Annotated in this window: 17 protein-coding genes, 2 tRNA genes and 1 pseudogene; 9 read left to right on the forward strand and 11 right to left on the reverse strand. The window is 71.2% G+C overall.

Features of this window, described 5'->3' with window-relative positions; translation table 11 throughout:
• The first annotated feature begins 85 nt into the window (after nucleotides 1-85).
• Complete coding sequence (locus ABGB06_RS10660; RefSeq protein ID WP_347587725.1) at nucleotides 86-961, forward strand: protocatechuate dioxygenase; 876 nt, start codon at nucleotides 86-88, stop codon at nucleotides 959-961.
• A gap of 51 nt (nucleotides 962-1012) precedes the next feature.
• Here the strand turns inward: ABGB06_RS10660 and ABGB06_RS10665 are convergent, their stop codons facing one another.
• Both ABGB06_RS10665 and ABGB06_RS10670 read right to left on the reverse strand, forming a co-directional pair.
• Entirely contained in the window at nucleotides 1013-2557 is a 1545-nt protein-coding gene (locus ABGB06_RS10665; protein ID WP_347587727.1) for an alpha-N-arabinofuranosidase, read from the reverse strand.
• Between the two features lie 36 nt (nucleotides 2558-2593).
• Nucleotides 2594-3394: a carbohydrate ABC transporter permease gene (locus ABGB06_RS10670; protein WP_347587728.1), complete on the reverse strand. Its 801-nt coding sequence runs from the start codon at nucleotides 3392-3394 to the stop codon at nucleotides 2594-2596.
• A 199-nt stretch (nucleotides 3395-3593) separates the two neighbouring features.
• Between ABGB06_RS10670 and ABGB06_RS10675 the strand changes: the two genes are divergently transcribed.
• Nucleotides 3594-4640 carry a hypothetical protein gene (locus tag ABGB06_RS10675; protein WP_347587730.1) on the forward strand — a complete coding sequence of 349 codons (1047 nt, stop codon included), beginning with the start codon at nucleotides 3594-3596 and terminating at the stop codon, nucleotides 4638-4640.
• 146 nt (nucleotides 4641-4786) lie between these two features.
• Here ABGB06_RS10675 and ABGB06_RS10680 read toward each other — a convergent pair whose 3' ends face one another.
• From ABGB06_RS10680 to ABGB06_RS10690, 3 genes are all read right to left on the reverse strand, one after another.
• Nucleotides 4787-5692 carry a carbohydrate ABC transporter permease gene (locus tag ABGB06_RS10680; RefSeq protein ID WP_347587732.1) on the reverse strand — a complete coding sequence of 302 codons (906 nt, stop codon included), beginning with the start codon at nucleotides 5690-5692 and terminating at the stop codon, nucleotides 4787-4789.
• 88 nt (nucleotides 5693-5780) lie between these two features.
• Nucleotides 5781-6728: a sugar ABC transporter permease gene (locus ABGB06_RS10685; RefSeq protein WP_347587734.1), complete on the reverse strand. Its 948-nt coding sequence runs from the start codon at nucleotides 6726-6728 to the stop codon at nucleotides 5781-5783.
• Nucleotides 6725-8068, reverse strand: a complete 1344-nt coding sequence (locus ABGB06_RS10690; RefSeq protein ID WP_347587736.1) for an extracellular solute-binding protein — start codon at nucleotides 8066-8068, stop codon at nucleotides 6725-6727. Before ABGB06_RS10690 ends, ABGB06_RS10685 begins: the two co-directional genes overlap by 4 nt.
• 345 nt (nucleotides 8069-8413) lie before the next feature.
• Here ABGB06_RS10690 and ABGB06_RS10695 point away from each other — a divergent pair, with 345 nt between their 5' ends.
• Nucleotides 8414-9745, forward strand: a complete 1332-nt coding sequence (locus ABGB06_RS10695) for a PQQ-binding-like beta-propeller repeat protein (RefSeq protein ID WP_347587738.1) — start codon at nucleotides 8414-8416, stop codon at nucleotides 9743-9745.
• A 23-nt stretch (nucleotides 9746-9768) separates the two neighbouring features.
• Here ABGB06_RS10695 and ABGB06_RS10700 read toward each other — a convergent pair whose 3' ends face one another.
• From ABGB06_RS10700 to ABGB06_RS10710, 3 genes are all read right to left on the reverse strand, one after another.
• On the reverse strand, nucleotides 9769-10635 hold the full coding sequence (locus tag ABGB06_RS10700; RefSeq protein WP_347587739.1) for an SMP-30/gluconolactonase/LRE family protein: 867 nt from the start codon (nucleotides 10633-10635) through the stop codon (nucleotides 9769-9771).
• 99 nt (nucleotides 10636-10734) lie between these two features.
• Nucleotides 10735-11511, reverse strand: a complete 777-nt coding sequence (locus ABGB06_RS10705; RefSeq protein WP_347587741.1) for an IclR family transcriptional regulator — start codon at nucleotides 11509-11511, stop codon at nucleotides 10735-10737.
• Between the two features lie 241 nt (nucleotides 11512-11752).
• Nucleotides 11753-12049 carry a YtxH domain-containing protein gene (locus ABGB06_RS10710; protein WP_347587743.1) on the reverse strand — a complete coding sequence of 99 codons (297 nt, stop codon included), beginning with the start codon at nucleotides 12047-12049 and terminating at the stop codon, nucleotides 11753-11755.
• A 185-nt stretch (nucleotides 12050-12234) separates the two neighbouring features.
• On the opposite strand from ABGB06_RS10710, the gene ABGB06_RS10715 reads away from it, so the two are divergent.
• A tRNA-Asn gene (locus ABGB06_RS10715) sits at nucleotides 12235-12307 on the forward strand.
• 188 nt (nucleotides 12308-12495) lie between these two features.
• Nucleotides 12496-12569: transfer RNA gene (locus ABGB06_RS10720), tRNA-Ile, on the forward strand.
• A gap of 300 nt (nucleotides 12570-12869) precedes the next feature.
• Here ABGB06_RS10720 and ABGB06_RS10725 read toward each other — a convergent pair.
• Nucleotides 12870-13116, reverse strand: a pseudogene (locus tag ABGB06_RS10725) (site-specific integrase); the annotation flags it as partial.
• 482 nt (nucleotides 13117-13598) lie between these two features.
• On the opposite strand from ABGB06_RS10725, the gene ABGB06_RS10730 reads away from it, so the two are divergent.
• Nucleotides 13599-15266 (forward strand): extracellular solute-binding protein, encoded by a 1668-nt coding sequence (locus tag ABGB06_RS10730; RefSeq protein WP_347587745.1) that lies wholly within the window; start codon nucleotides 13599-13601, stop codon nucleotides 15264-15266.
• 346 nt (nucleotides 15267-15612) lie between these two features.
• Here ABGB06_RS10730 and ABGB06_RS10735 read toward each other — a convergent pair whose 3' ends face one another.
• The gene (locus ABGB06_RS10735; RefSeq protein ID WP_347587747.1) at nucleotides 15613-15738 is read right to left on the reverse strand and encodes a hypothetical protein; all 126 of its coding nucleotides are present in this window, start codon (nucleotides 15736-15738) and stop codon (nucleotides 15613-15615) included.
• Between the two features lie 289 nt (nucleotides 15739-16027).
• On the opposite strand from ABGB06_RS10735, the gene ABGB06_RS10740 reads away from it, so the two are divergent.
• From ABGB06_RS10740 to ABGB06_RS10750, 3 genes are all read left to right on the forward strand, one after another.
• Nucleotides 16028-18403: a xyloglucanase gene (locus ABGB06_RS10740; RefSeq protein ID WP_347587749.1), complete on the forward strand. Its 2376-nt coding sequence runs from the start codon at nucleotides 16028-16030 to the stop codon at nucleotides 18401-18403.
• 216 nt (nucleotides 18404-18619) lie between these two features.
• Entirely contained in the window at nucleotides 18620-19294 is a 675-nt protein-coding gene (locus ABGB06_RS10745) for a hypothetical protein (RefSeq protein ID WP_347587751.1), read from the forward strand.
• Nucleotides 19295-19324: 30 nt separating this feature from the next.
• The gene (locus ABGB06_RS10750) at nucleotides 19325-19720 is read left to right on the forward strand and encodes an SGNH/GDSL hydrolase family protein (RefSeq protein ID WP_347587753.1); all 396 of its coding nucleotides are present in this window, start codon (nucleotides 19325-19327) and stop codon (nucleotides 19718-19720) included.
• Nucleotides 19721-19933: 213 nt separating this feature from the next.
• Here the strand turns inward: ABGB06_RS10750 and ABGB06_RS10755 are convergent, their stop codons facing one another.
• A complete protein-coding gene (locus tag ABGB06_RS10755) occupies nucleotides 19934-21643 on the reverse strand; it encodes a glycoside hydrolase 43 family protein (protein WP_347587754.1) in 1710 nt (569 codons plus the stop codon).
• Between the last annotated feature and the right edge of the window lie 106 nt (nucleotides 21644-21749).

Consider the following 21749-nt stretch of genomic DNA (forward strand, 5'->3'; position numbering starts at 1 on the left):
CCGTGTCCGCCATTGCGGTGGCGCGTCGGGGCGTTCGCCCGTCACTCCCCGTTGCGTCTCAGGAGTGAACCGTAGCGTTATCTGCATGAACGATAGTGAACTAAGTCGCCGTCGGATTCTGCTGCTCGGCGGGGCCGGTGTGGCCGGCGTCGCGGTGGTCGGCCGCGGGACCGTCGGGGAGGCCAGCGCGGCCCAGCTGACCCCCGGCGGCGGCGGAAGCACCAGCGACTCCCCCTGCGTTCTCTCAGCCAACGCCGTGTCCACCCCGTACGGCCTGGACGCCGCCCTCGCGCGCCGGGACATCACGGACGGCAAGGCCGGTGTGCCGCTGTCGCTCTGCCTGACGGTGCGCTGCGTTCCGGAGGAATGGCAGCTGACCCCCGGGGTGGCGGTGGAGATCTGGCACTGCGACGCGTGGGGCCACTACGCCGGCTATCCGGAGCGGGCGTCCGGCGCGGAGGCGCTCACCTCCTCGGGCGCGGCCGGCGTCGCCGACCCGGCCCACCAACTGCGCGGTTTCCAGGTCTCCGACGCCGAGGGCCGGGTGCGGTTCACCACCATCGTGCCCGGATGGCACGGGACCCGGGCGCCGCACGTCCACGTGCGGGTGCACTCCGGCACGGCCGGGGCGGACGGCGGATACGCGGGGGGCGCCCTCAGCCACTCGGGGCAGCTCTTCTTCGACGACGCGCTGATCCAGGAGGCGCACGCGCGGAGCCCGTACACCGAGCACACCGGCGAGGGACCCGCGACGCTGGCCGAGGACGTCGTCTACCAGGAGGCGGGCGTGGCGGCCGGGCTGCTGGTGGTCGAGCCGCTGGGCGAGGGCCAGGACGGCTACCGCGGCTCGCTGACCCTGGGCATCACCACCGGCACCTCCACCGGCAGGCCGCCCGAGACCCAACCGGAGACCCAGCCCGAGACCCAACCAGCGCCCCAGTCCGGAACCCTGCCGGGCTGAGCGCCGCCGGCTCCGGCGTGGCGGCCGCCATGCCGGAGCCGGCGCCGGTCCTCAGGGCGCGATCCTGATCACGTTCCAGGAGAGCGGCTCCAGCGTGGCGTGCAGCGTCCGGCCCTCGTCGAGCCGGGTGCCCTGCCCGGCGTGCGGGGTGACCCGGTCCGGGTCGGCGCTGGTGTTCCTGGCGTCCGGGTCGGCGTCGGACAGCACGCTGTGCTCCACGACCCGCCCCAGGCCGAGGCCGCCGAGCGCCACCTCGAGGGGCAGTGCCTCGGTCTGGCTGCGGTTGACGGCGAACACCGTGACGGCGCCGCCGCCGTCCGGGCCGTCCTCCCGCACCGCCGTGGCGTGCAGCAGGTCCACCTCGCCGAACCGCTCGGTGTGGTGCCGCGGGCCGCGCGGAGCGACCTGGAGCACCGTGCCGCGTCCGTACCGGGACGCCTGGGCGAACGGGAAGAAGGTGGTCTGCCGCCAGGCGTGACCGCCGGGTTCGGTGGCGATCGGCGCGATGACGTTGACCAGCTGCGCCAGGCAGGCCCCCTTGACGCGGTCGGCGTGCCGGAGCAACGCGATCAGCAGCGAGCCGAAGACCACGGCGTCGGTGACGCTGTAGTTGTCCTCCAGCAGCCGCGGCGCCTCGTCCCAGTCCTGGTTCGGTGGCGCGTCCGGGGCCAGCTGCGGGCAGCCGCCCTTCTGGTACCAGACGTTCCACTCGTCGAAGGAGAGGTTGATCCGCTTCTCCGCCTTCAGCCGGGCCCGCACGTGGTCGGCGGTGGCCACCACGTTCTCGATGAACGACTCGGTGTCCACGGCCGAGGCCAGGAACGAGTCCCGGTCGCCGTTCTGCTCGTGGTAGTAGGCGTGCAGCGAGACGTGGTCCACCTGGTCGTAGGCGAGCTCCAGGACGGTGGACTCCCAGGACGCGAAGGTGGGCATGCCCTGGTTGGAGCTGCCGCAGGCGACCAGTTCCACGTCGGGGTCGATCTGCCGCATCGCGCGGGCCGTCTCGGCGGCCAGCCGGCCGTACTCGGCGGCGGTCTTGTGGCCGGTCTGCCACGGGCCGTCCAGCTCGTTGCCCAGGCACCACAGCCGGATGGCGTACGGGTCCTTGTCGCCGTGCGCCGCGCGCCGGTCGGACAGTTCGGTGCCGCCGGGGTGGTTGGCGTACTCCTGCAGCTCGATGGCCTCGGCGACGCCGCGGGTGCCGAGGTTGATCGCCATCATCGGCTCGGCGTCGATCTTGCGCACGAAGTCGACGAACTCGCCGAGGCCGAACTGGTTGCTCTCGGTGGACTTCCAGGCCAGGTCGAGCCGGCGCGGCCGGGCGTCACGGGGGCCGACGCCGTCCTCCCACCGGTAGCCGGAGACGAAGTTGCCGCCGGGGTACCGGACGACGGTCACCCCCATCTCCCGGATCAGCTCCAGTACGTCGGTGCGCAGTCCGGCCTCGTCGGCGCTCGGATGGCCCGGCTCGTAGACGCCGGTGTAGACGCAGCGACCCAGGTGCTCGACGAACGAGCCGAACAGCCGCGGGTCAACGGCGGAGACGGTGAAGGCGGGGTCGAGGGTGAAGCGGGCGGTGTGCGAATCGTCGCTCATGCCTGTCCTTGGGTGGTTCTTGCCTGTTCTTTTTCACTACTGCCCGGCGATGCCCGTGTGGGCGACGCCGCGCACGATCTGACGTTGGAAGAAGACGAACACGATCAGCAGCGGCAGGGCCGCCAGCAACGCGCCGGCCATCAGCTGGGCCCAGCGGATGCCGAAGGACGACTGCACGGTGGCCAGTCCCACCGGCAGGGTCGCCAGGTCGGGGTCGGTGGTGACCAGGTAGGGCCACATGAAGTTGTTCCACGACACGATGAAGGTGAAGATCGACACCGCCGCCAGCACGGGCCGGGACAGCGGCAGCACCACCTGGAAGAAGATCCGCCAGCGCCCGGCGCCGTCGATCCGGGCCGCCTCCTCCAGCTCCCGCGGGATCTCCTGGAAGAACCGGAAGAGGATGAACACCAGGGCCGGCGCGGAGACCTGCGGAAGGATGACGCCCCAGTAGGTGTCCACCAGGCCCAACGCCCGCATCTCCGTGAACAGCGGCGCGGTGATGACGGTGCCGGGCACCATGATCCCGGCCAGCGTGAGCCCGAACAGCGCCTTCCGGTAGCGGAAGGTGGTGCGGGCGAACCCGTAGGCCGCCAGGGCCGAGACCGCGACCGCGAGGACGGTGACACCGGTGGAGACGATGACCGAGTTCAGCAGCCACTTGGGGATGTCGCCCTCGCCGAGGACGCTGCGGTAGGCGTCCAGGTTCATGTTGGACTGGACCCACTTCAGCGGCAGCAGCTGGGTGTCGGCCTCGGGCTTGAACGAGGTGGACAGCGCCCAGCCGAACGGCACCAGCCACAGCGCGGCCAGCGCCGCGCCCACGGTGGTCAGCACGATCTGCCCGGCGTTGCGCCGCAGCCGGACGCCCAGCGGTCGCGGCGGCCGGGAGCACGGCGATGTCCATGGCGCTCCGGTACTCCGACTGCGGCTCCATGGACAGGTACTCGGGGTCGCGGAGGACCGGCAGGTAGGCCGGCACGTGGCTGGCGGCCGCCCAGGCGACGCTGTGCCGGACCAGCCAGGAGACCAGGGTGTGCGCGGCCGCGTTCGCGGCGCCACCGCGGTCCTGCTGGTGGGGCAGGACCAGCACGTGGGACTCGGCCTGGGTGGCGGGGCGCCCGAACAGCGTGGGGTAGGGCCGGGCGCCAAAGTCGATCCCGGCCTCCTGGAAGTTGATGACCAGCCAGCTGCCGAAGAAGACGAAGCCGCCGCCGTTGACCAGGTAGCCGACCAGGTCCTGGCCGGGGATCGCGTACTCCTCGGCGACCAGCCTGGCCATGAAGGCCAGCACCTCCTCGGCCCGGTCGTCGTCGAGCGTGATCTCCTCCGCGTCGGGGCTGAGGATGGTGCCGCCGGTCTGGGCGTACAGGCCGAGGAAGGACCACCAGCACTCCTCGGGCATCAGCGCGTTCCAGCCCAGCGGGGACTGGCCGATGACGTCGCGGACGGCGTCCAGGGCGTCGAAGAACGCCTCGGTGCCGTCGATCTCGGTCAGCATCCCGTCGGCGTCCAGCAGTCCGGCCGGTTCCAGGGCGGCGCGGTTGTAGTAGAACGTCGAGGGGTGGATGTCCAGCGGCAGGCCGTAGAGCTCGCCGCCGATCATCGCCCGGTCCCACAGGCCGGGGTCGAAGTCCTCGCGCCGCACGCCGTGCTCCGCCAGCAGCCCGGTGTCGAAGGGGTCGAGCAGCCGGCCCGGCGCGAAACCGGCCAGCCGGCCCAGGTGCAGCACGCCGACCTCGGGCGCACGCCCGCCGGCGCCGGCCATGGCGAGCTTGGTGTAGTACCGGTCGCCCCAGGCCAGGGTGGTGTCCTCCACCGGGATCTCCGGGTGCTCGGCGCGGAACTCGTCGAGCATGGCCCGCATGTTCGCCCCGTCGCCGCCGCTGAAGAGGTTCCAGAACCGCACCCGGTCGGGATCGGCGGCCAGCGCGGTCGGCGATCCGCAGCCCGCGGTCGAGCCGACCGCGGCCAGGGTGCCGAGCCCGGCCACGCCGCCGAGCAGGCGCCGGCGGCTCAGGCCCGGGGGCGGCAGCGAGAGTGGGGGCATGCCGAAACCTCTCCCGTTCGTTATTTCGAATGACGACCGGATATACGAACGGAACGTATTGGGGTGGCGGGGCCGGGGTCAACACCCGGGGCGGGGGAAAGTTGAATCGATTCGATCAACGCGGCGAACGGGGCGGTGGCCGGCTTCGCGCCGGCTACCGCCCCGTTGGCTCGGTCCGGCTACTGACCGGCGAGGCCCGTGTGGGCGACGCCGCGGACGATCTGGCGCTGGAAGAAGACGAAGACCACCAGCAGCGGCAGGCCGCCCAGCACCACGGACGCCATCATCTCGGCGTAGCGGACGCCGTACGAGGACTGGACGTTGACCAGGCCGACCGGCAGCGTCATCCCGTTGGGGTCGGTGGTGACCAGGAACGGCCACAGGAAGTTGTTCCAGGTCTGGATGAACGTGAAGATGGCGACCGCCGCCAGCACCGGACGGGACAGCGGGACGACGATCTGCCAGAACACCCGCCAGCGGCCCGCCCCGTCCACATAGGCGGCCTCCTCCAGCTCGCGGGGCAGCCCGTCGAAGAACTTCACCAGGATGAACACCATGGCGGGGACGGCCACCTGGGGCAGGATGACGCCCCAGTACGTGTCCACCAGGCCGAGCGCCACCATCTCGGCGAACAGCGGGGCCAGCACCACCTGTGGCGGCACCATGATGCCCGCCAGCACCAGCCCGTAGAGCACCTTGCGGCCGCGGAACTCGGTGCGGGAGAAGCCGTAGGCCGCCATCGCGGTGAGCAGCACCGTGAGGATCGTGGTCATCGAGGCTATGTAGGCCGTGTTCAGCAGCCAGCGGGTGAGGTTGCCCGACTCCCACACCGCCTCGTAGGCGCCGAAGGTGATCTTCGAGCCGATCCACTGGAGCCCGGTGTCGGTGGTCTCGTCCTCCGGCTTCAGCGAGGTGGCGAAGGCCCAGGCCAGCGGCAGCACCCACAGCACGGCCAGCACCACGGCGCACACCAGCAGGCCGATGCGGCCCCGCGTCCAGCGCGGTTTGCGGCCGCCGAAGTCCTCCTCGTCGTTCTTCGGGGCGACGATCTGCCGGACGGCCCGAAACGTGGTCAGGGCGCTCATTCTGCATCTTCTCCGTTCGCTTCTCCGTCCGCGCGGCAGCGCGCGGCCATCGTGGTGATCGGCGGCCCGGCAGCCGCGCGCACGTCGCTCACGCGGCCTCCCGGGAGCGGCGGGTCAGCCGCAGATGGATCAGCGAGACGATGACGATCAGGGCGAAGAAGATGTACGAGATGGCGGAGGCGTAGCCGATCCGGTAGCCGGTGAAGCCCGTCTGGTAGACGTACTGGAGGATCGGCCGGGTGGAGTCGTCGGGGCCGCCGCTGGTCATGATGTACACCTGGTCGAAGATCTTCAGCGAGTGCAGCAGCTGGAGCACCACGACGACCACCGTCGTGCGGTTGAGCATCGGCAGCGTGATGTGCCAGAGCCGGTGCCAGGGCCCCGCGCCGTCGATCTCCGCGGCCTCGTAGAGGTGCCGGGGTATGGCCTGGAGCGCGGCGAGGTAGAGCAGGAAGTTGAAGCCGACCGTCCACCACACGGTGGTCAGGACCACCGAGAGCATCGCGTAGCGGGTCTCGGTGAGCCAGCCGATGCCCGGCTCCAGGCCGATGGCGGCCAGCAGTTGGTCCGCGAAGCCGAAGTCGGAGGGGTAGATCACCCACAGCCACAGCAGGCAGACCACGCCGGAGGGCAGCAGGAACGGCGCGAACCAGCTGAGCCGCCACACCCAGCTGACGAAGCGCAGGTGGTGCGCGAGCAGGGCCAGCACCAGGCCGAGCACCACCAGCGGAACGGTGGAGAGCGCGGTGAACCAGACGGTGTTCCACAGCGAGGACCAGACGTCCGGGTCCTGCAGCGCCTCGGCGTAGTTGTCGAAGCCGATGTAGTCGGACTGGGTGCCGGCGATGTCGGCGTTGGTGAGGCTCATCCGGACGCCGTAGACCAGCGGCCAGATCAGGAAGACGGCGTAGACGACGAGGAAGGGCAGGGTGAACGCGAGCCCGTGCTCGCTCCAGTGCCGGCGTATGCCGCGCGGCGCGGGTCGCTCGGGTGTCTCGGCGACGGCGTCCGGCGGGGGGGTGGTCGTGGTCGTCATGCGGTCTCTCCGAAGGGGCTCGGCGTGTCCAGGAGCTCCTGGAGGCGCGACTTGAACTCGTCCAGCGCGCCCCGCGGGGAGCGGGAGCCGGTGAGCACGCCGGAGAGGACGGCACCGAGTTCCAGCTGCATGACCGAGGCGGAACCGGCGAACCAGGCGGGCGGGTCGAGCGCGACGTCGTCGATGACCGAGCGGTACTCCGACTGCGGCTCCAGCGAGAGGTAGTCCGGCTCCTCCAGGGTGGGCAGGTAGGCCGGCACGTGGCCACCGGCCCCCCAGTCCGCCGAGTTCTTGAACATCCAGGCGGCGAACGCGTGCGCCGCCTCGTTGGTCGCGCCGCCGCGGTTCGTCTGGTGCGGCAGCACGAAGGCGTGGCAGTCGGCCTGCGTGGACGGCCGGCCGAAGATGTTGGGTACGGGGGCCATGGAGAACGGCAGCCCGGTGTTGGTGAAGGTGCTGACCTCCCACTCACCGTTCAGGAAGAAGCCGTGGTTGCCGCTGGCGAAGAGGCCGACGGTGCCCTGGTAGTCCACCTGCCGGGTGGCGAGCCCTTCCGAGGTGAGCATCTGCATGTACTCCATCGCCCGGAGCGCCTTGTCATCGTCCATGACGATGCGGGTGGCGTCCTCGTCGAGGTACGTGCCGCCGGTCTGCGAGTAGAAGGTGGCGAACACCCGCCAGGGGCCGACCGAGTCCGCGCCCAGCGTCTCGAACACCAGCCCCGGCTCGCCGGTGACCTCGCCGGCGGCGCGCATCGCCTCGACGAAGGCGTCCGGCCCCTCGATGGGTCGCAGCCGCCCGTCGCCGTCCAGCAGCCCCGCCTCCTCGCAGATCTCGGTGTTGAAGTAGAGCACCTGGGGGTGGGTGTCGAGCGGGATGGCGTACTGCTGGCCGTCGACCGTGCCGCGCGACCACATCGCGGGCGGGAAGTCGTCCTCGGTGACCCCGTGCTCGGCCAGCAGGTCGAGGTCGAACGGGTCGAGCAGCCGGCCCGGCGCGAAGCCCGCCAGCCGGCTGATGTGCAGGATGGCGATCTCCGGCGCGCGGCCACCGGCCCCGGCCATGCCCAGCTTGGTGTAGTACGGCGCGCCCCACTCCAGCTGGGCCGCCTCCATGTCGATGTCCGGGTGGCTCGCCCGGAAGGCGTCGATCAGCGCCGCCATGTTCACGCCGTCGCCGCCGCCGAAGAGATGCCAGTAGCGGAGCCCGGTCTTGCCGCCGTCGATACCGGACGGGGCCGCGCAGCCGGCTGCGGCACCCGCGGCGAGCGCACCGAGCCCGGCCGCGGCGCCGAGCAGACGTCGCCGACTCAGTCCGGGATGGTGTGTCGATGGATCCATGCAGCACGACCTCACAATCCACAGTTCGCCGTATGTCGACGCGCCTCATTCGCGATTTCGAACGAGGATCGTAAATACGAACGAGAACCTAGGTCGGGGCCCACCACACGTCAACGGTTCGGGCAACCGCCCGTCGCAACTTTCGTCGAAACATTTTCGACGCTGCCGCCCGTGCCAGCTCGGTCACGGTTGGCCGCCATGACGTGCCCGTTCGCCGGGACCTCCACTACCGTCCTGATCAAGGTTCGCGCCAGGGACCGGTGGGTGACGGTCTAGCACAGGACCGGCGCACTGCCCAGGGACGCGGACCGCCGGACACGGAGACCACGGGGGACGGGGACGGGCATGCGGGGCGTGCGGGGGACGCGGGACGGGATCAGGGGACGGCTGGCCGGCACGGCGACGGCCGCGCTGGCGGTGGTCGCGGTGGCCGCCGCGGCGGGCGGCTGCACGGGAGGCGACGGGGGCGGCGGCGAACCCACGCCGGACGGCGCGACGTACCCGCCGGCGGACGCGCTGGAACGGCTCTGGGCGGTGCCGGGCGGCGACACCGGCGTGGCCGGCTGGAGCACGCCCGACACGTTCGCGACCGCCGTGCTACCTGGCACGCTGCGCGGCTACGACCCGGAGACCGGCGCGGAGCGCTGGCGGCTGGCCCTGCCCGAGGGCAGCACCGAGATCTGCGCCATGTCGGAGGAACCGAACGCCGCGGGGATCGTCGCGGTGGTGTTCCGCACGCCCGTCGCGGAGGGCGAGTTCGACGACGGCTTCGGCGGGAGCTGCTCGACGGTCGGCGCGGTCTCGCTGGACGACGGTGACCTGCTGTGGTCGGAGAGCCTGGTGGACCGCGTCGAGTACGCCGCCGAGCCGGAGGTGGCGCTGGGTGAGTCGGTGCTGACCTACGCCGCCCCGTACGGCGAGGTCTTCCGGTTCCGCGCGGCGGACGGCGAGGAGCTGTCGGCGGCCACGTCGCCGGGCCCGCGGACCGCCGTCCTCGGCGAGCGGCGGCACGTCCTCCTCGACCAGAGCGGCGAGGAGGACTGGCTACGGGTGCGGGACGCGGAGACCGACGAGTTGCTGTGGGAGCGGCCGGCCGGGGAGAACGAGGGCGAGCCGCTCCAGATCGTCGCCGACGACCCCGACGTCCCGCTTCTGGTGCTCTTCGACGACGGCGGCCAGGCGACGCTCAGGGCGTACGACGACACCGGCGAGCCGCGGTACGAACTCGGCCCCGACGACGCGGGCGCGCCGGCCACCGAGAACGCGTGGGTTCCCTTCCGGGGGCCGCTGGTCGAGGACGGCGTGCTGGTCACCGGGTACGCCGACGACCCGCGGCTCCACGCGCACGACCTGACCACCGGCGAGGAGCTCTGGTCCACGCCGCTGGAGGGCGGGCGGCCGTTCGCCATCCAGGACGGTCGGCTGCTGGTTTCCGTCCCCGAGCACCCGGACGACGAGCACCGCTTCGAACAGCGGCTGTACGCCTACGACCTGCACGGCGGCGAGCGGACCGAGCTGGGCCTGGTCGCGCACCTGCACCCGTGGGATCCGGACGGGCCGACGACCCCGCTGGAGACGGCGGTGATCCCGCTCGCCACCGACGCCGACCGGACGTACGTGCTGCACCTGGTGTCCGGCGGCGACGGCCCGCGGATCCTGGCCTACCCGCTGCCGTAACGGGGCCGGCCCGACCGGGCCGGTCAGCCGGCGAACGCCGGCTGCGGCAGGCCGCGGCCGGCGTCGGGGAGCACCAGCACCGAACCGGCCAGCGGCTCGGCCCCGGGCGCCACGCCGACCCGCGCCGTCGTGATGTAGAGGTCGGTCAGCCCGGGGCCGCCGAAGGCGCAGGAGGTGGTGTTGGTGGCGGGCACGGCGACCGTCCGGTCCAGCCTCCCGTCGGGCGTGAAGCGGCGCACCGCGCCGCCGCCCCAGAACGCGACCCACAGGCAGCCGTCCGCGTCCACGGCGAGGCCGTCGGGCGAGCCCTCCAGGTCCGCCGTGTCCACCAGCGTCCGCCGCTCCCCCACCGTCGCGGGGCCGGTGACGGGGTAGACGTCGACCCGGTCGGTCACGGTGTCCACGTAGTACATCAGGGAGCCGTCCGGGCTCCACCCGGTGCCGTTGCTGATGGTGACCTCGGGCAGCACGGTCGCCGCCGCGCCGTCCGGCGCGATCCGGGTCAGCGTGCCGCCACCGGGCCCCTCGTCGTAGCGCATGGTGCCGGCCCAGAACGAGCCGTCGGACGCCACCACCGCCTCGTTGCCGCGCCGGCCCTCGACCGGCTCGTGGCGCAGCCAGTCGAACGCGCCGGCCTCGTCGTAGAGCCCTATCCCGTCCCTGAGGTTCACCACCAGGCCGCCGCCGGCTCGCGGCCGGGCGGAGCCGACGTGCTGGTCGGTGTCGAGTACGGAACGCTCCCCGCTCACCGGGTCGAAGAAGTGCACCCGGCTGGAGAGTATGTCCACCCAGATCAGCCGATCCCGCGCGCCGTCCCAGACCGGCCCCTCGCCCAGCTCGGCCTCGGCCCGTACCGCCGTCTCCAGACCCTTCTCAGGACCGTCGTGCACGCTGCTCTCCCTCACCCGGTTTCCCGCCGTCGTCCACCTGTCGTCCACCCGTCGTTCGCCCGCCGCGCCGGCACGGGGCCGGCACGCGGCGGCGCCGGGTCAGTTCCGTCCGTGGTGGCCGAGGCGCTCCGACAGCTGGCCGGCGCCCTTGACGGACAGCTCCGTCAGCTCGGCCTGGCGCTCCTCGCTCCAGCGCACCATCGGCACCGAGATGCTCAGCGCCGCGACGACCCGCCCCGCGCGGTCCCTGACCGGCGCGGCCACACAGGACACGTCCGGATTGGACTCCCGCTGCTCCGAGGCGACGCCCCGCTCCCTGACCTCCGTCAGCACCCCGCGCAGTTCCTCGAGCGAGGTGATCGAGTTCGGCGTCAGGGACCGCAGCCGGCCGTCCTCCTCGGGCAGCCGCGCGTCCAGTTCCTCCGGCGGCAGCGAGGCGAGCAGCATCTTGCCGACCGCCGTGCAGTGCGCGGGCAGCCGCCGGCCGGCGGCCGACACCATGCGCACCGCGTGGGTGCTGTCCACCTTGGCGATGTAGATGACGTCCACGTCCTCCAGGACGGCGACGTGCACGGTCTCGCCGCAGGTCTCCGCCACGGACCTGGCGACCTGCTGGCCCTCCGCGGCCAGGTCCAGCTGCTCCGCGTACCGACTGCCCAGCTGGTACGTGCGCACGCCCAGCCGGTAGCGCCCGGGCTGCTCGGGCACGGGGACCAGGTACGAGCGGGCGGCCAGGGTGGTCACCAGCTCGTGGACCGTGGTCCGCGGCAGCTGAAGCTTGCGGGTGATCTCGGGGGCGGACAGCATTCCGTCCCCCTCCAGAAACAGCTCCAATATGTCCAACGCCCGGCTCACCGCCGGTACGCGACGCCCCATTCGGATGCCTCCGCCAGCCCTCTGAATCGTTCGACATGCCGATCGTTAAACGGCATGCCGAACACACGCTAGCTGGCCTGCGACGGTTCCCACAATGGCCGGGACAGACCCACATTGCGTGGCCTCGCCCCGTTCCCCTCGTTACCCCCCGTCGCACACGGCAGGACGGGCCCGTGTGGCGCGGCGTCGCCTCGGGCCCGTCCTGCCGCTCTTCTGCTGTGCCCGTCCTCCCGGCCCACCCTCAGCCGGTGGCTCGACGGTCCTGAGGCTCGTCGTCGGCCTTGTGGCCCTGCACCGAGCGTAGCCTCTCGGCCATCGGGCCAGGCAGCCGCCCTCCGGCCTTGTCCACCACCACCCCGGCGGCCCGGGACGCCGCCTCCCGGCCCGTCTGCGTCGCGGTGTCCACGGTGTTCCGCAGCGCGGGGTTGGCCCGCAGCCGCTGCGTCGCCTCCCGCATCTGCTCGTACCGCTCCCGCCCGGCCCGGGTGCCGAGCACGTACCCGACCGCCAGTCCCGCGATGAACGTCAGCTTTCGCATGGGACGCTCCCTTCCCAGTTCGTCCAGGTTGTGCCAGATCGTCGTGGTCCGAGGCTGACTCGCCGCGCCACCGACAACCGGGTAGCCCGATTACCGATTTCGAAGCACCCCCTCACATGCGCTAATCTATGGGCGGCAGCGCGGTCGCGCCCCCGAGACGTGGGAGGCGGACCCGAGCGGAGCAATCCCCTGTAGCTCAATTGGCAGAGCAGCCGGCTGTTAACCGGCAGGTTACTGGTTCGAGTCCAGTCGGGGGAGCATCACTCCAAGGGCCCCGTCCGGGGCCCTTCGTCGTTTTCCGTGCATCACCGCTCGGGCGACGGGAACCGATGTCCCCATGTCGGCAGTCCATGCTTGCGAACGACCTCCCCCGTCCGGGCGGGAGATCGTATGAGCAGCTATGCTGCGGCAGACGGCGCGCACACATGTGCGCGGCACGCCGATTCGGGGCAGTAGCTCAGCCGGTTAGAGCAACGGACTCATAATCCGTCGGCCGTGGGTTCGAGTCCCACCTGCCCCACCTCGGTGTCCGTCAGAAAGGCGCCCTGGCCTGTGGAAAACGCCTGCCCGAAGGGCTCTCCAAGGGGCGCCGAGAGCCACATGTCCGGATCTGCTGCCTGTTGGTTTCCAGCACACACGGTCCGGACCTCACGTCAGCTCGCTCACCCGCCTGACCTGGGCCTAAGCGCTCCGCCGACGTACACGCCATCACCGGCTGACCGATCAGTCCTCCATGCGGAAGCATGGCGGGAGCGGAGGTAGAAACGGCTCCGGCTCGCCGGACCCGGGGCACGATTCTGGCGCCCGCCCTCGACCACTTCACAGGGCCAGGCTTCTCAGCCGTCTCGCGCGACCGCCGCACCCGCTCCCCCGTCCACAGCAGCGGTTTGGGCCGCTGGCCGGCCTCCCACTCGTCATGGGCGAGCCGGGTTGAAGACGATCAACTGCTGCGCGATGGCGACGTTCAGCGCGGCCCGGAGCGCACGGCGGATGGACGGACAGCTAGCCGGGCCGGCGATCCTGCGGAAGAGTGGCAACTCGGCGAGCTTGACGCGCTCCGCGGCCAGCCTCGCGGCCTCCGCCGCGGATGGCCTCCTTATCTTGCCCCCTGCTCGCGCCGGGAACGGGCCTCCAGACGAGCGCCCCGAACCGGTGGACGAACCACCGACCCTCGCCCGGGACACCGCGCCTCGTCGTCACGATGGCCGGCGGAGGCGGGGGCACCCGAGTCGGGCGGACCAGGAGACGGTTCCGGGGCGGGGAGGCGTCGCGCCAGGCGCGACGGCCCCTGATGCTGCGGTCGACCCCGCATTCGAAGCGCTTCGACGCCGAGTCAGAGTCCCGATCCTGTCAAGGGACCGCGACGACTACGAGGCGGGATGTCTGCAAGTCCCCTCCCATGCGTCCCCAGATTTCCCTTCGAACTTCTGCCGCAGGGCTTGTGCAACCGGCCCAGGGCTCCTAACCTCCCCGGGCATCGAAGCGCTTCGATGATTCGTCTTATGTCTTGCGGAGCGCGAGGCGCAGTGTCACGAAGGGTGTCGACGTCATGCCGAACTCACGCTCCGGGCAGAGTCGGAGAAGCTTCCTGGCCTCCACCGCGGTGGCCACCGCCGCGGTCGGCGGCCTGCCACTGCTGTCCGCGTGCGGGGGTGAGGGGAGCGGCGGGCAGGAGGGGCGGGTCTCCGAGGAGGAGCTGCGGTCCATCCTGCCGACCTACCAGGCGTCGGACGCGGCCGTGGACCCGGACATCGCCATCGAGCACGGCTCCAGCCCTGGCTACACCCGGTGGATCCCGGAGGGCGAGCTGGGCGTCTCCGTGCCCGAGCCGCGGGGCGGCGGCGGCCGGATCACCGCCATGACCCCGCTGTGGGGCACCCCGCCGGAGTCGGGCAACCCCTTCTGGCAGGCGATGGACGAAGCCATCGGCGTGCGCATGAACTGGCTGGTCCAGGACGGCAACACCTACGGAGAGAAGCTTGCCGCCACCGTCGCCGGCAGCGAGATCCCCGACGCGGTGTGCATCCCCAGCTGGGAGTTCCAGGGCCAGATACCGCAGGCCATATCCAGCCGTTTCGCCGACCTGGGCCCGTTCCTCTCCGGCGACAGGGTGCTGGACTACCCGAACCTCGCCGCCATCCCCACCGAGGCGTGGCAGGCGTCGGTCTTCGGCGGCGCGCTGCGCGGCCTGCCCATGCCCGCCAACCCCAACAGCGGCGTCCTTCTCTACTACCGGCAGGACATCTTCGACGCCAACGGCTGGGAGCAGCCCAGAAGCGCCCGGGAGTTCTACGACTTCTGCGTGGAGATCACCAACGCCCGCGACCGGGTCTGGGCGATCGACGACCCCAAGTGGTTCGGGGCGCGGATGCACGGCGTGCTGCCCGACAAGCCCCTCTACTGGAGGCAGGAGAACGGGCGGCTGATCAACCGCGTGGAGACCGAGGAGTACATCGAGGCCCTGGAGTGGACCCGCACCCTCTACGAGGCCGAGGTGGTTCACCCCGACGCGGTCGCCGCCACCGGCGACCAGACCGGCCGCTTCGCCGCCGGCGAGTGCCTCATGTACATCACGGGTGACGGCAGCTGGTACGGCACAGCGGCCGAACAGCGCGCCAGCAACCCCGAGTTCCAGATGAACGCCATGGACTACTTCGCCCCCGACGGCGGTGACCCCGTGCTGTGGCGGGGCAACGGCTCCAGCATCTGGACGTTCGTCAACAAGAACCTCTCCGAGGACCGCGTCCGGGCGGTGTTGGAGCTGGCCAACTTCACCGCCGCGCCGTACGGCACGGTGGAGCAGCGGCTGAAGCAGTACGGGATCGAGGGCACCCACTACACCCTGGAGGACGGGCTGCCGGTCCGCACCGAGCAGGGCAACATCGAGGTCGTCCCCGAGACCTACACCTTCATCGCCTCGCCGCAGAGCTTCGTCGCCTTCCCCGACCTGCCGCGGGTCGTCGAGGACTTCACCTCCTGGCAGCAGCGGAACTTCCCCTTCACCCAGGACCCGCTCTTCATCGGCCGGCAGATCCAGGAACCCGCGCGCCTGGCCAACCTCAGCGACGCCTTCGAGGACCTGGAGGACGACGTCGTGCGCGGCCGCCAGTCCATCCGCGACCTGCGCAACGCCGTCGACGACTGGCGACGCAACGGCGGCGACGAGCTGCGCGACTTCTACCAGGGCCTCCTGGACGAAGGAGACGGAGCCGCCTGACCTCGACGCGTACTCCCATCACCACACAGAGACGGTGCTCCGGGCGGGGACCTCCCGCCCGCCCGGGACGCTGCGGACAGCAAGGAGAGTCCGGTGTCGCAGAGCACGGTCCCGCGGCCCTCCGTATCGCGGGAGAGCGGCGGTGGCCCGCCGCCGCATCACCGTGAACAGGACGGTTGCCCCGGTCCGGCCGCCGTCGCCGCGCCCCGCGGCGTCTCCAGGGCGGGATCACTTTCGGGCGGGACTGTCCGCTGAACCTGATGGCACTGCCCGTCATCATCCTGCTGGCGGTGTTCGCGTACACCCCCGATCGCCGCCAACGCGATCGCTTCCCGTTCTACGAACCCTACCTGGGAACGAACTTCTTCGACTCCATGTCGCGGAGTGCCTGGAGAGGGCTGGAGAACTTCGCGCGGACGAGGGACGCCCCGGAGTCCTGGAGCGCCGTCCAGCACACCCAGATCTTCTCCACCCTCCAGAGTCGAAACGCTTCGACATCACTGGCGCTCGACGCTTGGATTCGGGCCATCCCTCCCTTGACGGCGGTGGGTCGCCGCAGCGGGCGAGGGTCGTTCTCTCTTGCGTTCAGGGGCTTGTGCAGCCCCTGCACCGCTCCTACTGTCTTCCGACAGGAGTTATCGAAGCGCTTCGATGAGCGCCTCGACAACGGTGCCGTGTGCGTCCCCCCGTCCCCTCTCCAGATGGACGTTTCGGCGCCAGGTTCTGCCGGATATGCCGCCATGCCATGAAAGGTGAGCCCAGTGCCGAGTTCCCCTGTTCCCCCGCCTTCCTCCCCAGCCACCGGTGGTCCTGGCAGGCGCGCCGTTCTCCGCACGGCGACGGCCGCGGCAGCCGCAGTCGCCGCGGGCGGCGTCTCCCTGGCGCCGTCCGCCACCGCCCAACCCGCGAACGCCCCGGCCCGGTCCACCCGAGGGTATGTCTGGCGCAACGCGGAGGTCGTCGGCGGCGGCTTCGTCACCGGCATCGTCTTCAGCCAGAGCGAGCCGGGCCTGGTGTACGCGCGCACCGACATCGGTGGCGCCTACCGGCTCAACCAGCGCACGGGCCGCTGGGTCCCGCTGCTCGACTGGGTGGACTGGGACCACTACGGCCACACCGGCGTGATCAGCATCGCCACCGACGAGCTCGACCCCGACCGGGTGTACGCGGCCGTGGGTACGTACCCCATGCCCGAGTGGGATCCGACGATGGCGGCGATCCTGCGCTCCACGGACCGCGGCCGCACCTGGCGCACGACCATGCTGCCCTTCCGCCTCGGCGGGAACATGCCGGGCCGCGGCATCGGCGAGCGCCTGGCCGTCGATCCGCACCGCAACGGCGTTCTCTACCTCGGGGTGCGCGGCGGCAACGGACTGTGGCGCTCGGTGGACCACGGAGAGACCTGGGCGAAGGTCGAGAGCTTCCCCAACGCCGGCAACTTCGTGCCCGACCCCGACGATGTCGACGGCCCCAACGGCGACAACCTCGGCGTGCTCCAGGTGCTGTTCGACAAGCGCGACGGCCGGCGCGGGCGCCCGACGCGGACGCTGTACGTCACGGTGGCCGACACCGAGAACATCCTCTACCGCTCCACCGACGCCGGCCGGACCTGGCAGCGGGTGCCCGGTCAGCCCACCGGCTTCATCCCCCACAAGGCCGTCTTCGACCACGAGAGCGGTCACCTCTACCTGGCCACGAGCAACACCGCGGGCCCGTACGACGGTTCCAAGGGCGACGTGTGGAGGCTGGACACCGCCACCGACACCTGGACGCGCATCAGCCCGGTGCCCTCCACCAGCCCCGACTGCCAGTGGGGCTACTCCGGCCTGTCCATCGACCGGCAGAACCCCGACACCCTCATGGTGGCCACCCAGATCCTGTGGTGGCCCGACGTCATCTTCTTCCGCTCCACCGACGGCGGCGCGAGCTGGACCCGCGCCTGGGACATGAACGCGGACAACGAGCGCACCTTCCGCTACACCATGGACATCTCGGCCTCCCCCTGGCTGACCTGGAACGCCAACCCCGCCCCACCCGAGTTCACGCCGAAGCTGGGGTGGATGACCGAGGCGCTGGAGATCGACCCCTTCTCCTCCGACCACTTCCTGTACGGCACGGGCGCCACGATCCACGGATCCGACAACCTCACCGACTGGGACACCGGCGGCACCGTGCGGATCGACGTCCGCGCCGAGGGCCTGGAGGAGACCGCGGTCCTCTCCGTGATCAGCCCGCCGGCCGGCGCACACCTGCTCTCCGGCCTCGGGGACGTCGGTGGCTTCCGACACACGGACCTCACCCGCGCCACGAGAATGTACGACACGCCCACCTTCTCGACGACGGTCGCTCTGGACTACGCGGAGCAGGCACCCCGTACGATCGTCCGGGTCGGCCACCCCACCGGTGCGTGGACCCAGCGCTTCGCGATCTCGACCGACGGCGGCGACACCTGGGCCCCCTCCGGAAGCGAACCGGACGGCGTGACCGGCCCAGGCGTCGAGGACACGTCCGTCGCGATCGCGACGGACGGCGGCCGGGTCGTGTGGGCTCCCGTGGGCGCGCCGGTGAGCTGGAGCGCCGACGCGGGCCAGACATGGACCGCGTGCCAGGGCGTCCCGTCCGGCGCCGGGGTGCGCGCGGACCGCGTCAACCCCGCCGTCTTCTACGCCTGCCACGCCGGCACCTTCTACCGCAGCACCGACGGCGGCGAGCACTTCGAGGCGACCCCGGCGACCGGCCTGCCCGCCCAGGGCAACGTCCGGTTCAAGCCGGTCCCCGGCCACGAAGGCGACATCTGGCTCGGCGGCGGCGAGGCGGACAGCGTCTACGGGCTGTGGCGGTCCACCGACGCCGGTACCTCCTTCACCCGCCTGCCGGGCGTCGAGGAGGGCGACAACGTCGGCTTCGGCAAGCCCGCACCCGGGCGCTCCTATCCGGCCGTCTACACCAGTTCCCGCATCGGCGGCGTGCGCGGCGTCTTCCGCTCGGACAACGCCGGCCGCACCTGGACCCGGATCAACGACGACCAGCACCAGTACGCCTGGACCGGAAACACCATCACCGGCGACCCGCGCGTCTACGGCCGCGTCTACTTCGGCACCAACGGCCGCGGCGTCATCTACGGCGACCCGGCCTGACCGACCTCCTGACCGACCTCCTGACTGGCCAGCGAGGACACGTGAGGACGACGCTCGAAGCTCAGGCGAGGGCCGGGCGGGGCAGCCCGCCGGGCGGCGAGCGCGTCGCCACCGGCACGCTCGACCAGCGGTGGCGTCCCGCGCCGTATGACGCTCCGAGGGCTGTGCGTCCCGAATGACCGGACTGCCCGTATCCACCCCCACAAAGGATGTCACATGCAGAAAGTTCACCGTCTGTCCCGACGGTCGTTCGTCACGGCCACCGCCGTGGGCTCCGTCACCGCACTCGTGGCCGCGTCGCGAGCATCCGCCGCCCCGCTCTCCGACGTTCACACGGTCGGTCGGGTCAGGGAGGCCGCCGACGGGTTCGTGGAGTACTCCTGGCCCGGCATCTCCTTCGAGGGCCGGTTCCGCGGCACGGGCGTCGGCGTCATCCTCGACGACGCCAACAACGACTACGACGTCCAGATCGACGGAACGACCGTCGCCACCCTGGTGACCCCCGGCAGGACCACCCGGTGGATCAACAACCTCTCCTCCGGTGACCACACGGTACGGCTGGTCAAGCGGACCGAGAGCACCTGGGCCGCGGGCCGGTTCGGCGGCTTCACGGCCGCACCCGGCGGCGAGATCCTCGCCAAGCCCTCGGCGCGAACCAGGCAGATGGAGTTCATCGGCGACTCCCACACCGTCGGCTACGGCAACGTCTCGGAGCAGCGCGACTGCTCCACCAACGGCGGGGTCAACCGCAACACCAACGCCGACATCAGCTTCGGGGCTCTGACCGCTCGGAGTCTGGACGCCGACTACCAGATCAACGCCTTCTCGGGCCTCGGCATGGTCCGCAACTACAACGGCGGCAGCCCCGGCAGCACCTACCGCACGTTCTAGGACCGGGCGCTGCTCCACGTCGACGGCGACGTGTGGCAGAAGCCGGCCACCTGGCAGCCGCAGGTCGTCGTGGTCGGCCTGGGCACCAACGACTTCTCCACCCCCCTCAACCCGGGCGAACGATGGGCCACGCAGGAGGAACTCGTCGCCGACTACGAGAGCGCCTACCACGGTTTCCTCGACACCCTGCGCACCCGCTACGGCCCCGAGACGTTCCTCGTCCTCAGCGCCAGCTCGTTCGGCGACATCATCCAGCGCATCGTTCAGGACCGTAACGCCCAGGGTGACGACCGCGTCACCGACCTGGACTACGGCAACGCACCGTTGGACCTCCTCGGCTGCGACTGGCACCCGTCGGCCAACGACCACCGGATCCTCTCCGGCCTCCTCGGTGACCGCCTGGCCGGCCTCCCGATCGCCTGGTAGCCGGGGGACCAGAACCTCGGCCGGCCTCACCTGGCCTGTCCGACGAGCGTCCCCGTCTCGCGTTCGGGGCCGCCGCGCCGCAACCGACGGCGAGACGGGTGCGGGGCGCGCGCCCCGGACGGGTCGGGCCCCGGCTTCCCGGTGGTCCCGGTTAGCCGGTGACGCGGTGGAAGGTCCCTCTCTGGTTGGAGCCGCCGTTGTCGCGGTACTGGATCAGCGCGACACCGTCGGCCGCACCGCCTCCGCCGACGTCGAGCACCTTGCCGCTGGGTGCTCGCTGACGCACGTGTAGGCCGTGGTGGGTGCGAGGGTGTACCGCACCGATTCGACGTCGACGTGGCCGGTGCCGTTCGGGTTGTAGGTGTAGATGCCGACCCGGTCACCGCGGTAACCGCCCCACGTGAGCTGGTAGGTGCCGCCGAAGGCCGTGAACGTGCTTCCGTTGAGGCTGTAGGTGAAGCGGCTGACCCCGTTCACGTCCCACGAGGTGCGCAGCCACACGGCGTTCTGTGTGACCGCCGGGCCGTGGGTCAGGCTGCCGCCGTCGTTGTACGCGATCGTGGTGGTGGTCCCGGAGCGGCGGACGCCCAACCCGGCGTAGGTCGCCGCGTAGTGGCACAGCCCGGCGTGCTGGCCGTCGTCGAGGCCGGCCAGGTCGAGGCGGACGGTCACGGTCGCGCCGCCCGCCGTGCGCAGCACCCGTTGGGTGAGTGTGTTCCCGGCCTTGGTCAGGTTGTCGGCCGCCAGTGGTGCGAACGCCTTCAGACGTAGGGAGCCTGTGCGTTCGGTCAACGACCACCGGTCCGCGCGCGGCTGGTAGTGCCACTCCCACTGCGGCTTGAGGCGGGTGTCGGTGAACACGTCGCTGGTCACCACGGGCGGCAGGGCGTCGGCCGGCGTACCGGGTGTGCCACCGGCGGGCACCTGGCCCGTCCACACCATGGTGCCGATGCCGTCCGCGCCCACCGTGCCCGGGATCGGCCAGCCGTCCACCCAGGTCACCGGCAGCAGGGACAGCACACGTCCCTCCCAGTCGCCGTGTCCGTGGTGGGTCACGAAGTACCAGTCGCCGTCGGGAGCCCGCACCAGCCCGCCCTGGTTGGGCTCACGGTCCGTCGAGGCGTTGACGTGCATCAGCTGCCTGGTCTCGAACGGACCGTAGAGGCTGGGGCCGCGGTTCATCATGAGCACCCGCCCCTCGGACCTCACCTCGCTGAAGAGGTGGTAGTAGGTGCCATCGATCTTGTACAGCTTGTTGGCCTCGCTGCCCCGCGACTGGTGGATGACCGTGGAGGGGCCGACCAGCGACCTGCCGTCCTCGGACAGCTTGAACAGGTGCACCCTGTAGTCGTCCGCGTAGTGCGTGGTGACCAGGTAGCCCTGGCCGTCGTCGTCCCAGAACGGGCACACGTCGTTCCAGCCGGTGGTCCGCCACAGCGCGTGCAGCGGCTCCCACGGCCCGGTCGGCGACTGGGCCGACGTCATGAAGAAGCCTTCGTCGGGCGTGTTGAAGTACACCCGGAACCGCCCCGCGTGGTGGCGGATGGCCCCGGCCCACACGCCACGACCGTAGCGGTTCATCCGGTCCCAGTTCAGCTCTGGTCCGATGCGGGTGACATCGTCGACCGCGCCGCCGAGCGTCCGCCAGGTGACCAGGTCCTTCGAGTGGAGGACGGCCATACCGGGCGAGTACCCGAACGTGCTGGTGATGCCGTAGTAGTCGGCGCCGACCCGGATGCAGTCCCAGTCGCTGAGGTCGGCCGGGACGACGGGGTTGACGTAGGTGCCGTCGCCCTGGTCGCCCCACGTTCCATCCCAGGGCGAGGCTGCCACGGCCCTGCCCGGTGGCAGCAGACCCGGCAGCAGGAGCGGCCCGGTGCCGACCGCGGCGACCCGGCCGAGCTGTCGTCTGGTGATGTCCACGATTCCGTCCTTGGTTCGGAGTCGTCATGTGTGTCGGCGCTCTTCGACGTGCGACGAGCGTGATGTTCGGGTGAGAGCCCGAGGAATCCGTCAGCGCTCACGGAGC

Origin of the sequence: Streptomyces sp. B6B3 (assembly GCF_039871525.1) — a bacterium.
GTDB lineage: Bacteria > Actinomycetota > Actinomycetes > Streptomycetales > Streptomycetaceae > Streptomyces.